General features: G+C 32.6%; 19 protein-coding genes. All 19 read left to right on the top strand.

Going from position 1 to position 15,628, the window contains the following annotated elements:
- Nucleotides 1-18 precede the first annotated feature (18 nt).
- The 19 genes from AC5LAX_RS05705 to AC5LAX_RS05795 all read left to right on the top strand — a co-directional run bounded on the left by AC5LAX_RS05705 (nucleotide 19) and on the right by AC5LAX_RS05795 (nucleotide 15,622).
- Complete coding sequence (locus AC5LAX_RS05705) at nucleotides 19-591, top strand: uracil-DNA glycosylase family protein (RefSeq protein ID WP_493263756.1); 573 nt, start codon at nucleotides 19-21, stop codon at nucleotides 589-591.
- Entirely contained in the window at nucleotides 592-2,922 is a 2,331-nt protein-coding gene (locus AC5LAX_RS05710; RefSeq protein ID WP_493263757.1) for a hypothetical protein, read from the top strand.
- Between the two features lie 3 nt (nucleotides 2,923-2,925).
- Complete coding sequence (locus tag AC5LAX_RS05715; protein WP_493263758.1) at nucleotides 2,926-3,249, top strand: hypothetical protein; 324 nt, start codon at nucleotides 2,926-2,928, stop codon at nucleotides 3,247-3,249.
- Between the two features lie 5 nt (nucleotides 3,250-3,254).
- Nucleotides 3,255-4,757, top strand: a complete 1,503-nt coding sequence (locus AC5LAX_RS05720) for a hypothetical protein (RefSeq protein WP_493263759.1) — start codon at nucleotides 3,255-3,257, stop codon at nucleotides 4,755-4,757.
- 61 nt (nucleotides 4,758-4,818) lie between these two features.
- Nucleotides 4,819-5,826: a hypothetical protein gene (locus tag AC5LAX_RS05725; protein WP_493263760.1), complete on the top strand. Its 1,008-nt coding sequence runs from the start codon at nucleotides 4,819-4,821 to the stop codon at nucleotides 5,824-5,826.
- Between the two features lie 72 nt (nucleotides 5,827-5,898).
- Nucleotides 5,899-6,648, top strand: coding sequence for a hypothetical protein (locus AC5LAX_RS05730; RefSeq protein ID WP_493263761.1), 750 nt, complete (start codon nucleotides 5,899-5,901; stop codon nucleotides 6,646-6,648).
- A gap of 447 nt (nucleotides 6,649-7,095) precedes the next feature.
- Entirely contained in the window at nucleotides 7,096-7,614 is a 519-nt protein-coding gene (locus AC5LAX_RS05735) for a hypothetical protein (protein ID WP_493263762.1), read from the top strand.
- 92 nt (nucleotides 7,615-7,706) lie between these two features.
- On the top strand, nucleotides 7,707-8,825 hold the full coding sequence (locus AC5LAX_RS05740) for a hypothetical protein (protein ID WP_493263763.1): 1,119 nt from the start codon (nucleotides 7,707-7,709) through the stop codon (nucleotides 8,823-8,825).
- On the top strand, nucleotides 8,797-9,312 hold the full coding sequence (locus AC5LAX_RS05745) for a hypothetical protein (protein WP_443626194.1): 516 nt from the start codon (nucleotides 8,797-8,799) through the stop codon (nucleotides 9,310-9,312). The genes AC5LAX_RS05740 and AC5LAX_RS05745 overlap by 29 nt, the downstream gene beginning before the upstream one ends.
- Nucleotides 9,290-10,594: an ATP-dependent DNA ligase gene (locus tag AC5LAX_RS05750; protein WP_493263764.1), complete on the top strand. Its 1,305-nt coding sequence runs from the start codon at nucleotides 9,290-9,292 to the stop codon at nucleotides 10,592-10,594. Before AC5LAX_RS05745 ends, AC5LAX_RS05750 begins: the two co-directional genes overlap by 23 nt.
- A 9-nt stretch (nucleotides 10,595-10,603) precedes the next feature.
- On the top strand, nucleotides 10,604-11,614 hold the full coding sequence (locus tag AC5LAX_RS05755) for a hypothetical protein (RefSeq protein ID WP_493263765.1): 1,011 nt from the start codon (nucleotides 10,604-10,606) through the stop codon (nucleotides 11,612-11,614).
- Nucleotides 11,615-11,616: 2 nt separating this feature from the next.
- Nucleotides 11,617-11,877, top strand: a complete 261-nt coding sequence (locus tag AC5LAX_RS05760) for a hypothetical protein (protein WP_493263766.1) — start codon at nucleotides 11,617-11,619, stop codon at nucleotides 11,875-11,877.
- Nucleotides 11,878-11,880: 3 nt separating this feature from the next.
- Nucleotides 11,881-12,390, top strand: a complete 510-nt coding sequence (locus AC5LAX_RS05765; protein WP_493263767.1) for a hypothetical protein — start codon at nucleotides 11,881-11,883, stop codon at nucleotides 12,388-12,390.
- A gap of 108 nt (nucleotides 12,391-12,498) precedes the next feature.
- Nucleotides 12,499-12,819, top strand: coding sequence for a Thoeris anti-defense Tad2 family protein (locus AC5LAX_RS05770; RefSeq protein ID WP_493263768.1), 321 nt, complete (start codon nucleotides 12,499-12,501; stop codon nucleotides 12,817-12,819).
- A complete protein-coding gene (locus tag AC5LAX_RS05775; protein WP_493263769.1) occupies nucleotides 12,804-13,139 on the top strand; it encodes a hypothetical protein in 336 nt (111 codons plus the stop codon). Before AC5LAX_RS05770 ends, AC5LAX_RS05775 begins: the two co-directional genes overlap by 16 nt.
- Nucleotides 13,129-13,602, top strand: a complete 474-nt coding sequence (locus tag AC5LAX_RS05780) for a DUF3310 domain-containing protein (RefSeq protein ID WP_493263770.1) — start codon at nucleotides 13,129-13,131, stop codon at nucleotides 13,600-13,602. Before AC5LAX_RS05775 ends, AC5LAX_RS05780 begins: the two co-directional genes overlap by 11 nt.
- A complete protein-coding gene (locus tag AC5LAX_RS05785) occupies nucleotides 13,602-14,669 on the top strand; it encodes an FAD-dependent thymidylate synthase (RefSeq protein WP_493263771.1) in 1,068 nt (355 codons plus the stop codon). Before AC5LAX_RS05780 ends, AC5LAX_RS05785 begins: the two co-directional genes overlap by 1 nt.
- The gene (locus AC5LAX_RS05790; RefSeq protein WP_493263772.1) at nucleotides 14,662-14,934 is read left to right on the top strand and encodes a hypothetical protein; all 273 of its coding nucleotides are present in this window, start codon (nucleotides 14,662-14,664) and stop codon (nucleotides 14,932-14,934) included. Before AC5LAX_RS05785 ends, AC5LAX_RS05790 begins: the two co-directional genes overlap by 8 nt.
- Nucleotides 14,921-15,622 carry a siphovirus Gp157 family protein gene (locus AC5LAX_RS05795; RefSeq protein WP_493263773.1) on the top strand — a complete coding sequence of 234 codons (702 nt, stop codon included), beginning with the start codon at nucleotides 14,921-14,923 and terminating at the stop codon, nucleotides 15,620-15,622. Before AC5LAX_RS05790 ends, AC5LAX_RS05795 begins: the two co-directional genes overlap by 14 nt.
- Nucleotides 15,623-15,628: the final 6 nt, after the last annotated feature.

The following is a 15,628-nucleotide window of genomic DNA, read 5'->3' on the forward strand; positions in this document are numbered from 1 at the left end:
CAAACGAGATTTTCTAATATGTTTGAAGATACGTCTGATGAATTACGTGAAGATGATTATTGTGATAAGTGTGATCTATGCGTGCGGAACTCTCTAATCCCCAGTAGGGGACAAGGACTGGAAGGGAGCGGAACTATCCTACATTTAGTTGCTGCTCCTAGTCCTGCTGATAGAAAGACTAAATACGTACTTAGTGGTAACACAGGTAAATTCATTAGACGCATTCTTGAAGATAAGAAATTACTTGCTTTATCGTATATTACTTCTGTTGTCAAGTGTGGTACATCTCAGACTATTAATGCGAAAGCTGTTGCTGAATGTTTTCCTAGACTTCAAAGAGAGATTGCTAGAGTTGAACCTAGTATGTTCATAACTTATGGTAAAGATCCGTATTTTATTGTTAGTGGAGGTAAAGCTTTTCCTAAAAGTGGAGAAGGTATTGATGTGCTTCCTAATGGTAAGATACATATTTATACTATGAGTCTTGAATATATGCGTAAGAATAATGATTATAGTTATCTTGATAGAGCATATGATACTGCTGTTATTGCTTATCGTAAATTTGTTAATCAATGGGTTATTTTAAAATAAATGGCTACTAATAAATCACCTACTACTAGTTGGATATATGATTTAGAAGTTTATCCTAATATGTTTGAGGCTAGCTTTATTCCTTACGGTGTTCCTCAAGATATTATTGATTTATATATTGCTGCTGATATAGCTAAGAATAAAGAAGATAAACGTCTTATTCTTGAAGCTATGGGTGCTAAGACTTTTATTATTTATAGAGCTTATCATGAAGATAAATTTGAACGTCAGAATATGACACCTGCTTCATGGGATGATTCTAATAATATTAGTAGTGGTATTGAAGATCTTTATATGTTTTTTAAATCTCATAAAATTATCATAGGTTATAATAGTTTTAACTATGATATGACTATGCTTGATATATTTATTCATTATGCTCCTACATTTGATTGGAAGACTGGTCTTCGAGAAGATACTTATGGTAGGAAGCAACATATAACTGAATTTCTATTCGAGCATTCTCAGAAAGCTGTTGATAAAGATATGGGTGGTAAAACGTATCGTAGACTTCTTGATTTTTATAAAGGTCATAGATATTTTCGTCCTTTTACCGATTTTGATATTCAAAAGATTCTATATCTTGATGCTACATTTGTTGCTCTTAAAGCTGTTATGATAGTTCTAAAATGGTATCGTATTCAAGACTTACCTATTCATTGGAGTTATCGTATCAAACGTGATGAGATAGCACTTGTAACAGATTATAATATTAATGATGTTCTTGGTACTGATGCTCTTGTTAAGAATCAACAGAAAGAATTAGATCTTCGTGCAAAGCTAAGTGAGATGTATGCTATTGATCTACGTAATATGTCTCGTAGTTCTATTGGTAAAAATCTAATGACTAAGTTTTATTCTGAATGGTCAGGTATGCCTTCTTATGAGTTTGTTGATCTTAGAACTGAGCGTAGTGCTGTGCCTATTGGTAAAGTTGTCAAAGATAGTATTCAATTTAAGACTCCTTTTTATAGGAAGATTCTTGAATCTATTCAGAGATATAGTATTTATATTGGTCTTGGTAGTCCTAAGCAAAGTGAACTTAAACGTGAATCTATTGCTAATGGAATCATTGTTACTACATGGAGAAAGAGTTTTCAATCTTTAGAATTTCTTTCTCATGATAAGGGTTATACAATGGCAAAAGGTGGTCTTCATAGTAAAGATGATCCTCGTGTCATTTGGGCTGAATCTGGTGAGATTCTTGCTGACCCTGATGTTAATTCAATGTACCCCAGCTTTATTGTTGAATATGGTGTTAGTCCTCATCATTTATCTTCAAAAGTGTTTTTAGGTATTGTTGAATGGCTTAGAACGACTCGACTTGATGCAAAACATAGTGGTCGTAAATTAGAAGCTGATGCTCTTAAGATTGTTATTAATCGGATTTATGGTGCATTGAATGATGCTATGGATTATTTATATGACCCTGAATGTACTTATACTGTTACTATCAATCTTCAATTACTTTTATGTAATCTTATAGAAGCGTTTGAACTTAATAATTTTGATGTTCTTTCTGCTAATACAGATGGTCTTCTTGTAAGACTTCCTATTTCTAGAAAAGATACCTTTGAACATATTTGTAAAGAATGGGAAGATTATAGTAAGCTTACTCTTGAAACTGAAAAGTTTGAGAAGTATTGTAGAAGTGCTGTTAATGATTATATTGCTGTTGGATATGGTTTCTATGACGCTTTACAAGAGTATAATCGTTGTGGTGTCTGGATTGATTCTAAAGGTAATACTTATACTACACGTCAAGCTATTGAAGATAAATTTATTAAGTTTAAAGGTTATTTTCTTCAAGAACCTGAATATAATAAAGGTTATGAATATCCTGTTGTAAAGAAAGCTCTTAAAGAATATTTCCTTTATGGTGTTGATATTACTGAATTTATTAGAAATTATATCAATACTTCTCGTACTGCCATTTATGATTACTGTTTTAGTCAGAAAGTTGCTGGTAAATATACTACAATTTATAAGACAGTTAGAGATGGTAAACCTGTTTATATTAAGTGCCAAAAGCATAATCGTTTTTATATTTGTAAAAGTGGTGGAGGTGCTATAACAAAAGCTATTGTTCCTGATTCTGATAATATAGCGTATGGTGATGATATTAGTGGAATTGTTGTTGAAGAAGAGAAGTCGCTTGTTGCTGGTCAGAGAGTTGCTTTGTTTAATGATTACGAATATAAAGAAGATTATAATCTTAATTATGGTTTCTATATTAATGAAGCCTATAAGATTCTTTATGGTAATGGTAAAACAGGTAAAGGTGAACGTCGTGGTATTAACAATAATAGTAATAACTTGTTTGGTTGGTAAAATATGAAGAGAGATAGAGCTGTTATTTATAAAGATTTTTATACCAATAAATTCTCAGCTGTTAAAGCTGTTATTGTTGTGTATTTAGATGCTGCCTTTGAAGATTTCTTTATTCAATATCCTTTTAATAGTAAGAACTTTAAAGATTATGATCATGATAAGATGCTTAAACATATTGTTTTTGATCTTTGTCGTATCATGGGTGATGCTGGTTTTAGGTTATATGAATTATTAACTGATTATGTTGATGATGTATATAATCGTAATGAAATAGAACAATGCGCTAGAGCTGTTCTTGATAATATTAAACTTACAGATGTTAATTAAGATAGATGAAAGATTACGATATTTCTGAAAAATATAAGCGTATTTATCAGGGTATTCTTAAATGGAAACAAGCTGGTTATAAAGGTCTATTTCAATATACTAAACGTATTGATATTCCTCTTGTAATTAGTGAGGTTATTCAGCATGTAGCTAATCAAGTTGAAGCTGATCCTTATGTTCACATTGTAGTTCCTGATATTAAAACGAAAGATTCTCTTCGTAAACGTATTGTTCATACAGGTGTAGTTATAGATTTACTTAAAGATTTTATTGATCGTATTACTAAAACTTGTAAAGGTAAAGATATGCTATATGCTGATACGTTTGTGATGCTTGATTGTACAAATGAAGCTTATCATAAAGATGATACTTATTTCAAGAAGTTGAAAAAAGTAGCTGCTGATAGGTTTTTATTTGTTACTACGAAAAAGATTCCGGTTAATATGCTAAAAGCGTTTACTGCTTGTGGTATTCCGGTTGTTGATACTATAACTAAAGGTATGGCTTTGGAAGAAGGTTGGATTTCTCCTTATGTTATATATAATGTTGGTATCGAGTTTACAAGTGAAGAAAAAGAGCTATATAAACAGCTTACTGAACAAATCTCTTCTATGCTTTCTATATTTAAAGGTAAAGCTAAGATGGTGAATTATGAGTTTAGGAAGTTTACTCATCTACATATGGATATGGTAGAAGATGATATGGCTCTTATTAAAGCTTGTCACATGGGTGTTAATTATGTAAATAATCTTACTGATAAAGTAGAGCATATACATAGTGAAACAGTACGTAACATGGTTGCTGAAATTATGGGTTGGAAAGCTAATCTTGATCTTTCTAATGACTATAATAAGCAAGTAGAAATGTATTGGAATCCCGACAATATACTCACTCGTACTAAAGCATTTAGTGATGCTATTGAGAAACGTTTAGAGTTATATAATAATAATCTTAATAAGAGAGAAGCTATTGCTACTGCTATTAAGAATATTAAAGGTAAAGGACTTGTTCTAAGTAAGACTCGTTCTATTACTAATTTTGTTGAGACTTTAGATTACTGTATGTGTTGGTATAAAGGTATGATTTCTAGGATTTGTTATGATTTCAATGGTCAGCCTTATACTTATACTACTGGTGCCAAGAAAGGTGAACCTAAAGTATTTGGTGATATTGGTATCCGAAAAGAATGTTTAAAACATCTTGAACATGGTGATGTTTCTGTTATTGCTACGGATGAAGTTGCTAATGTGGTTTTTGATGTTAAGGGTCTTACTACAATTATATGTACCTCTCCATACTGCAACCCATTTAAGACCATTTCCGACAAGAAAGAGGAACAACCATACATAAATAAGCCTACTATTATAATATGGCTTTATATGCAAGATTTCGCACTCAATTCGGACGATTACCGCACGTCAAAAGAGAAAGAAAAGCTCATTGATGTGCAGAGTAAATTTACTACTGATATTGTCTGGACTAACGGCATTAAAGATGTTAAATTTTAATTTTTGATAATTTAGTGCTTACTATTGTTGCACACGTCAAAAATATTATCTACTTTTATCAATGGAAAATAAAGACAAAGAAAACGACAAAATGAGTGAAGAGGTTATTACAAATGATGCTACGAAAGACGGTGCTAATGCTGCTACTAATAAAGGTGAAGTTGTAAAAGCTAATAGTAGAGCTGTTGCACAAGCAAATAAAGATGTAATTACTCGTAATCTCGCTGTTCTTGGTGAATATAGAACTTTTGCTGAAAGTCTTATAAATACTGATCTTGGTGCGAGATTTAAAGAAAATGTAACTAAAGATGGAACTGTCACTGAAGTTATTAACATTGATAACATGGTTACTTGTTTATTAACTGGGCAGGAATTAGGTCTTTCTCCTATGACTTCTCTAGCTTATGGTCGTAATCTTAATCTCGACGCTATTCAAAAGGTTGAACTTGGTAAAACTCTTGGTCTTTCTGTTACCGCTTCTTTAAAGAATATATTCTGTTTTGAAAGTGGTGGTACTAGACAAGTTTATACGGGAATTAATGTTGTTGAAGGTTGTCTTAATAAACATCATATTGATATTGAGATTGACGAAGACTTTGTTCCCGTATATGAATATTTTAATGTTCAGCTAAGTAAACCCATTATTGAATTTAAACCTGAACGTCACATTGATATTGATGAATATAATGATGATTATGTTCGTAAAATGATGACGGAACAAGGTATGATTCCTGTTACTCGTATTGTTAAGACTTATCGTACAACGGTTACTCTTGTTCGTAAAGGTAAAAGAACTACAATTTCTTATACTCTTCAAGAAGCTATTGACGCTGGTCTTAAATCGGGTAAAAACTCAATTACTGGTGCTGATGTTAAAGGTAAAGATAATTGGGATAAACACACTCATTCTCTTATGAGAAAAATGGCGATTATGATCGCTGCTCGTATCTGCGCTAATGATATTCTTAACGGAATGTATTGTGATGTTGAACTTAAAGATGTTAAATCTATTAATGATGATTACGTTGATGTTCAATATGTAGAAGCAGATGATAACGCAAATTATTAAAGAATAAATACCGTTTGTGGTAGTGATATTGCAAACATCTATCTTACATAAACTATTAATAAAGTTAAAGTCATGGAAAAATTTAATTTTGATTTCTTGAAAGCTGGTATCAATGAAGGTCGTTTTGAAACTGTAGCTAAAGCTGCTAAAGTAAGTGATGAAATTCGTCCGGAGTTGGTGGTAAACATCTCTATCAACAAGATGTGTATTAACGGTCTTGCATCTAAGATGCTTAACATTGAAACAGGCGACTATATGAAAGCTATGGTCTTGACTGCTGATCAATGTGAGAACGATGTGAACAAGAAGTTCTTCATCATGGTTTCTAAAGTGAAAACTGACGATATGATGACTCTTGCTGCTGTCGGTAAAGCTAAAGGTGTTGGTCGTAAATTGTTCTGCTCTTACGCAGCTTGCTACTCTCAATTCTTGCAGAATACTCCGGATGCACAAGCTATCACCGCTGATAAGTTGGCTGAACTTGGCTATGCTTACGGAATTGATAAGAAAGATTCTGAGGGTAAACCTTACACGAAGTACACCGCTAACCGCGAGGTTCACTACGAATTGGTTGATACCGGTATCGACTATCCGAACTCTGACGGCTCTATGTTACGTATCTGGGCTTGTGTGAACGCACAGATTATCGACCGTCCTTACGATCCGTCTGTTGAAGCTGAAACTGCTGCTGATGATGCAGAAAATAAGAAAGCTGATGCACCGGAAACTGTAGCCGATACCGCAAATGCTGAAATTGCTGCTGAAACGCAGGATGAAACCGCTGCTTCTCAAGAAACTGCTGGTGACGGGGATGATATTTAATCTATATCCGTGACAACATATTGCTTAGCTAAGCAAATCTATCTTACAGAAAGAGGGACTATTAAGGTTCCTCTTTTTTTTACTCTTTAAATTACTTATAAAATGAGTGAAGTTAATAAAAGTCAAGCTGCTGCCGGAGTTATTAATTTTGGTGAGGTTGTAGTTACCCAAGACAAGAAGTTTAAACCTCGTGAAGAATTCAACAATTTGTGTCAGGCACATCTCGTATCTGTTGAGATCAAAGAAACCGAAACTCCTAAAGTAGATGAGAACGGTGTTGCATCTACCTATGAGTATGCTGGTATTCCCGTACCAACTATTGTTTTCCGTTATAAAGAAGAACCCGTTCCCGGTGATGAAGTTGATCGGTTTTATACTGATTCTTTCCGTATCGTCACTACTCGTAAAACTGACGGAACTGCTGTAGATGTTAAAACGTTTACATCTTTGATTACGGAAGCGTACCGAAATTGTCGTCACCGTCTCGATGCTTATATCGGTTGTCCTAACTTCGTTGAACCCGGCTTTCCTCAGCCTATTGATATGAACGCTGATATTAACGGTCGTATCGCTCAATGGAAAGCATTTTGTGAGTTCTTTGTTAAAGCATTCAATGTTGGCAAAGAGGGTAAGCCTGTATTCTTAGATGAAAAAGGTGAACCTATTGTTGTTTGGATGAAGCTTCTTGCTCATTATGGTGATCGTAAGTATCTTTGTACTCCGGGCTTTGTTGGTCAAGGTTATATTGAACGTGTTATTAACGGCAAAAAACCTTCAATTGAAATTCTTCCGGGTGAGACTGTTGAACTTTCTAAAGATGCTGATAAAGACGAGAAACCTGCTGGTGCAGCCGCTGAAGCTGGCGTTGCTATGAATTACGGTTCCGGTCAAGGCGTTAATACTGATGCAATTAATGCTTTAAAGAATCGTTATGCTGGTAACGGTGGTACTCCGGGTAAATATTAAGATGTAACTTAGACTTTTGAAGAGGGTAGAGCAATCTATCCTCTTTTTTTGTATCTATTGGTTTTGTGCATAGTGTTGCTAACGCTCCGCACGTGACCTCACCTTGTTCCCTACTGGGGATTGCAAATGCTACAAAAGATGTAAATATGTGGAGTACAAGTGATAAGGATTATATTTTGAATACACTTGATCAAGTACATATTTATTCTGTCTTTCTTAATGTTCCTGAAACAGAGATAAATAATTGTATTTGTTTACGCAATTATAAAATCTCTAATCCTCTTCGTTATGATCCTAATCCTTCAGTTAGTTTTAAATGGTATGGTAATAAGCTGATATTTCGTGATTTTGCTGATTATCGTTATCGTGGTGATGTATTTGAAATTGTTGGTCTAGTTCTTAAAAAGAATTGTACTAACAATAAAGACTTCGTTGAAATATGTTCTAATATCATCGAATATGCTTCTGATGTTCTTAATGATTCACCTTATGTTAATCGTGTATATCAAGCTCAGAATAAGATTATCAATAATGAATTTCGTGTTATTACAACTGTAAATCGTAAAGTGACTTTTTATGATTATAGGTATTATAATCAATTTGGTGTTACTAATGATCTCGTAGATAAATACGTGAAAGCTGTTGAATCTTTTAAGATTGATGGTGTTAGTAATCCATATTATTATACTCGTCATGATCCTTGTTATGAATATCAAGTTAATGATGGTTATATTAAACTTTATTTTCCATTTAGAAATAAGCATACTGCTAATCGTTTCATTACTAATAATAAGTGTCCTCTTGAAAATCTTGAGACTTTAACTGATACTAATTATAAGTTGATTGTTAAATCTCAAAAGGATAAACTATTAATGTTACGAATACTGAGAGAGTTAAGAATTAATGATGTTGGAGTTTATGTGATTGCAAGTGAAACTGCTAAACTTCCTGATGATATTGTTGATGTTTTACGAAAGACTACTAGGATTCAAGTTTATGTTATGCTTGACACTGATAATACTGGTCTTACTTCCGCTATCGAATATGAAAAGAATTATGGCTTTATTGCTTTGTTCATGACTAAAGGTTATAGTGCTAAAGATCCTACAGATTTAGTTCGTATTACAGATTACAACTTCGTTAAGAAAAAGTTTGCTAATATGTATTTAAATGAGATCGTAAATGGTAAAAAAGGAGGAGTTGTGCCCTGATGCGCAACGGCTATTATGTGAGGGTGTTCCTCTTAGAGCTTTAGGTGATGGTACTAGGTACTTCTTATATCCTATGAATAAGACTGATTATAACATTGTTATTGATGCTGTTAAACAGCTTCGCGAAGCTATGAGTAAGATGTCTTATCAAAATGCTCAAATTAAACTAAATCAATTCGTTCATACTTGGGGTTTTAATCCTTTTAAAGAAGGTGCATTTATGGGCGAAACTAAGATTAAGTCTGATGAGGACTTTAAGATTGTTGAAACTCTCTTTGAAGTTGTTCAAGGTAAACTTCACAATAAACAAGCATTAACCGGTAGTTATCAATGTTTTTGTCATAAGAACTTTAAAACTATTGCTTATGCTCCTCATAAGACTATTCGTGATTCTTGGAATTGTATGTTGATTGCATATAATAATCCTACGCATTGTATTGTTTTATCTCATAATGTTGATGAAGATGGCAACCGTATATGGGGATGATAACGTTACTACTCTTTACAAGCGTGATGCACTGGGGCGTATTGTGTTTTGGAGGATTGAAACTGACGGAAGCCACGAGAGAGTGTCATACGGCTTGTTTGAGCGACTTTCAGATGTCGGACAGGTAATTGTATCAGCTTCAACAAAGACTTCTTATAAGAGCCAAATCAAGCGTAAAATCGATCGAGGATACAAGACGGCAGAAATGTATGGTGTTACTAGTGATATGTATGAGAGTGCTAATCAACTTCATGATCTACTAGATAACGTTATTCCTAAATTTGCTACTGATGCAAACAATGTTGATAAACCTATGAAGTGTCAAAAGTGGAAAACTGGCATTTTTGATTATTCTAATGGTGCTTTTGCTGATCCTAAGATTAATGGTGTTCGTTGTACTATTAAGTTAGATGAAGTTGATAATGGATTATTTGGTAAAACTAAAGAAGTTGTTATTAGAAGTAAAGAAGGTCTTCGTTATAATGTAAAACATATTGAAGATGCTTTTATGACTTACATTTATTGTACTCCCGATTATAGAAATATTACTTTTGATGGTGAGCTTTATATTAAAGGTCAAAAGAATACTACAATTGGTGGTGCTGCACGTAATCCTAAGAATCCTCTTCATAAATATCTTCAATTTGTAAACTTCGATCTTAGTATTCCTGATGTTTCTAATAGAGATCGTTATCATCTTCGTAGAGATATTTTGAATAAAGCTTGGTTTAATGCTACATCTTCAAATTCAGATGCTATTTATGTTCAGTTTAAACCTGAAGAACATGACGCTACTAAAAGTGCTAAAATAGTTTCATTATGTTCTATTAACATCAAAGGTGATTCTGATGTTGAAGCTTATAGAGATCGTTGTATTGCAGCCGGTTATGAGGGTTGTGTTGTTCGATCTAAGATTGCAGAATATAAGTTCGGTTCTCGTCCACAAACTATGATGAAAGCTAAAGCTTGTGAAGAAGGTGAGTTTCTTTGTTTAAATATACTTATAGATGAAATAACTAAAGAAATTAGAGGTAAAAGTATTACTACGCCTTATGCTAAGTTTGTTTGTCGAAATGATTTAAATGATGAAATTTTTGAAGTTAAACCAACAGCTGTATATAATGGAGTTATAGATGAACATATGACTAGTGGTTATATTTTCACTCATAGAAATGAGTTTATTGGTAAGATGTTAGCTATTAAGTTTTATGAACGTACAGATAAGAAGATTCCGTTTAATGCTAATGCTTACGGAGTTCGTGATTATGAATCTAATGATTAATTACATATAATGGAAGATACGAATCCTTTTAAAGAAGAAGAGGAAATTAAACAAGATATTCCTGTTGATGATTCTCCTTCTAAAGCTGAAGAAGAATTATCTGCACTTGCTATTACAACTGAGAAGTATAAACCTATTGTAATAAATGGTGTTTCAATTCCGTCTGTTGTTAGAACGGATGCTCCTGATAAGCCATATATAGTTACAGAATCTCGAACTGTTGCTGATTTATCCAAGGATGAAGTTGATTGGCTTAATACCAATATTAATTTCATTCTTGATGCTACTGGCGAGTTTATTCCTGTTACTAGTGGTAATCAGTTTGTATTCTATCAAACTCTTTTGAAAATTCAGTATTATATTTATGCTCATAATATTCCAATTGAGTTCTTTGATGGTAACAATGAAAAAGCTCGCTATTATAAGATTTGGAATATAGGTTATTTAATCGACAATGAAAATTATGATAGTGCTTATGAACCTCAATTTCATATTTGTGTTGATAGTAACATGAGTGCTGAAGTTGAGTCTCGTGATCATGCTATTAAGATGTTTAACAGATATACTTATAATCTATTTAAGGGTGCTGTGAAACTTATAGATTATAAAGTTCCTAGAGGTAGTTCTTTAGCTATTGCTAAATGTTCTGCAAGACTTATATTTGATACTGTTGAAGATTTTGAAGCTTGGATTAAAGATAGTGTTATCCCAGCTACAGAAGCTCCTACAAATAATCATATTCTTTCATTCTTCCCTAAACTTAATCCTTTGTATCTAAATTCTAAAGTTAGAACACTTGATACATTTAGTTTCTATGCTAATCCTAAAGCATGGATTGCTCAGAATGAAGCTGGTAATACTTATAAAGCTAAGTTTAATATTTTAATGTTCCCTGAGTTTATTGGAGCATTAACTATTACAACTTATCATTCAGCCGCTAAGACGATTGAAGTTAATATGGAACAACTTTCTAATCGTCTTAAAGCTATTGCAGAAAGTCATATTTATAAAAAGGCTTAGCTATGGATGCTGTTAGTAGTGTTACTAAAGAAATGTTTCGTAGATATTTTATAGCAGCACTTGTTAGCATTGGTATTCCACTTGATCAAGCTAATTTGTTTTGTTGTATGAATCAACGTAGACGTCTCATGGATCTCGGTATTTGTACCGTTATTTCTATGAAGCTTGATGAGTTTATGGAAGCTAGAGTTCCTGATTATAAAGGTTGTATGCCTAAAGATGATTGGGAAGCTATTATAAATTATAACTTTTCAGATGATTAAGATATGAAAGTTGTTATTACTAAACATTTTCCTTTTGGTAAGTTTGTTGCTATTAATATGTTTGCTAGACTTTATCTTAAGGATAAAGATAAATCTAGGCTTACATTAATGATTAGGTATCCTAATAGATATTTTAAACTTATTCAACATGAACGTTCTCATACTAAACAACAGAATGACCTCTTAGGTATATTCTTTTATGTATGGTACGTCATTGAATGGTTCTTTAAACTCTTCACTGAAAGTAAGGCTTATCGTGAACTTTGTTTTGAGCGTGAAGCTAGAGCTAATGAGACTAATGTGGATTCTTATAATGTTATTGTACATTACAAAAATGGTAAAGCTTATACTATTATGCAAGATAGTATTCCTGTTTGTACTTATTATAACATTGATGATATTATTAAGAATATTGATAATATTAAGTATCTTGAGTTTAAACCTTTGAATGTTAAAGGTAGTCTTATTAATCGTAAGTGGGGCAGTTGGTTGAGATATGTATTTAAAAGATAATATGGGTTGATTTCTTATTCAATTATAGCCTATGCTGTGAAGCACGCTGTTGAAGCCGCTGGTCTTAATTGACTAGCGGCTATTTTTGTTTAATTTAAAATTGTTATTATGAATTTTGGAGAAACTATTGAACGTGTTAAGACTCGTTCTTATATTGCTAGACGCGCTAATTGGGATGATGATATGTTTATATTTGCACAAATTCCTGCTAATATAAATGAAGAAACCATTCCTAAGATGCAAAGTCTTCCGGATGTTGTTAAACGTGAGATTATAGAATCGGGTTTTACAAGTCTCGATTATCAAAATCAAATTTGTAAGTTTGATAATGGTGTTATTACTTATTTTACACCAACTGGTGATGAGATTTTTGCTGATGATTGGGAAACTAAGAGTGATGATGTTCTAGCTAAATGGGAAAATATATGACACCTGAAAGTGTAAGTGCTGTTATAGATTCTCCAAAAGGTGCTGTATTATGGGATGAGAGAATTGCTATGTTTAATAAAGCTTGTGCAATTGATCCTCATGATACAGTAGTTATTGAAGAGTTATCTGAACTTATTAAAGCTGTTTCTAAGATTAATAGATGTCATAATAATGAACATCTTAAAAGTCTTATGGAAGAAATTGCTGATGTTAGAATTGTTATTGAGCGTATCATGCGTAAATATGGTATTAAAGAAGACGATATTGATAAGCTCGTAGTGTTTAAAATAAATCGTTTTATTGATCGCTATGGCATCTAAAAATAAAAATGATCAAGTAAATCATCCTAAACATTATACTTCTGATCCTAGTGGTATTAAATGTATTGATATCACTCGTCATAGAAATTTTAATATAGGTAATGCTATTAAATATCTATGGAGAGCTGGTCTTAAAGAAGACAAAGATCGTAAGCTTATTGATAAACAAGTTGAAGATCTTAATAAAGCTGTTTGGTATCTTGTAGATGAGATTCATCGTCTTGGTGGTAGATGTACTGTTAAGACTGATTCAATTAATACTTGTTTGCCTATCGATAATGAAAGTATTATTGATGCTGTTATGAATTATTCTAAAGTTGTTGACGGTACTTGTAAAACTCTTTTAGGTGTTGGTGGTAATAATGCTGAATGTAGAGGGATATTACGTCGTACAATTGAAGATCATATTGATTATTGGTATAGAGTTCAAAAAGATGGTGGACAAACTAGACTTGATATGTGATGAAATTTGTTAGACCTGTTAGTGTTATTCATACAGCTCATAATCTTAAAGGTGGCTTACAATTAGCTGAATTTGCCGGTCGTCTTTGTTATAAATCTGAAGGTAAGATTGAACCCGGAAGTTATGTTAAGTTTCTTTTGATGCTTATTGATAAAGGTCATATTTCGATTCTTGAGCATTGTCCTATTTATGTTTGTGGTTATCATGATATGATGAGTATTGAAATGATAAACATTAGGCATTCTGCTTTTTCTCGTTTTGTTTTTAATATTAAAGATGCAAGACCTGATTCTCATTTCTATTATATCTACACTAATCTTCGTGTTGTATATAATGAAAGTCCTGAATTAGCTAAAGCTCTTATTCAGACTTCTACTATGGAAGGTAATGAGATTTGGAAAGCTCATGGTGTTGCTTGGTTTGTTCCAAAATTCGATCATCCTTTCGCTCGTATGAGTGCATATATAACTACTCTTAGAAGTGTTGTTGATGAACTTGTACGTGAACGTGTTCAATCAAATGCAGTTGAATCAACTCGTTGGTGTGATTATTCTAATGAAGGTAGATTTGATGGTATTTCTTTCTGTCTTCCTCATTGGGTTGAAGATTCAACTTTTAGTGCTTGTTTTAAGAGATTTCTTAAAGATGTTGAAGCTATTGAAAAAAATGAAGATAAGATTCAACGTCTTTACGATCTTGAAGATATTGCTTTTTGCTTATATCAAAATGATACTAATATCGCAAATAAGCGAGCATATCATTATATCAGATGTTGCATCATGGATGAGATCTTTTATAATGAAGCTAAAGATGAACTTGATTTACCTGCTCAAGATGCACGTGAGTATTTGTTCTTAAGTGTTAAGAGTGAAATGTATTATACTGGCTTTAATAAAGAATGGGATAATATCATTGATAAGCGTCTTTATGATAAGTATGGTAAAGCACATCCGAATATGCACATTACTATGCAACAATGTAAAGATCATCTCGATGTAATTAGAACTTCTCAAAAAGCTATTACTGATTCAGATCATGGCGGAGAAAGTGAAAGTGCAGGTGAATAGATTACCAGCATTTATACCTCTTGATATTTATATTAAATATTACGGTAAACCTACTACTGTATTTGAACAAAGTAATTTAGATTTACCTGTAAGTTATTATGATACTCTAACTGAAGGTATGAGTCTTATTCATAGACCTTTTGTTGCAGGTTGGGCTAGTGTTCCTACTAATACTTTATTAGTTAAGGATACAATGGTTCGTTTTAAAGAGATTGAAGATTATAGTCATTACCAAACTGAATTGAATTTCGATGAATCTGTTTGAAATACAAGCTAATATTGATAGGATATTAGAATATGCTGCCGAGAATGGTGGAGATATAGGAGAAAGTGGTGCTGAGGAACTTGCGATTAGTGAAGAGGAACTCGGTGAGAAACTTTATGCTTATGCTTTTGTTATAGATCGTTATAACACTGATATAGCATTACTTAAACAATACAAGCAAGCTCTTGATGATCGTGTTAAACGTACTGAGAAAAAGATTAAACGTCTTAAAGATGTTATAGCTGAATGTGCGTATAAGTATGGTGAACCGGTATTAAAGAAGAATGCTGAAACAGGTATTAAAGAACCTACTGGTAGTGTGTCTCTTAAATATCCGAATATTACTATTAGTGTTCGTAAAGGTCAGGAAGTTGTTACAGATACGGAAATGTTTAATAGCTTTCTTAATCAAATGTATCAATACTTTGAAAATCCATCTGTTGATACAGTACCCGCGAACATTGATGCTATTAAAGGTTTTATTGATGTTAAACTTGATAAAGGTTTAAATCTTGATAAAGCTAATAAGATTAAAGCTATTCTCGCTGAACATGGAATTGTTTTTGAAGAAGGTGATTTCAAATTCTATGTTAATAGTACTAATCTTAAAGAAACATTGAATCAATCTCCTGAAGGTCTTGATGCTTGGACGCTTCAAGAAAAGGATATTGTTACAATTAAGAAATAAACTTCT

The organism is Megamonas sp. (assembly GCF_986095205.1).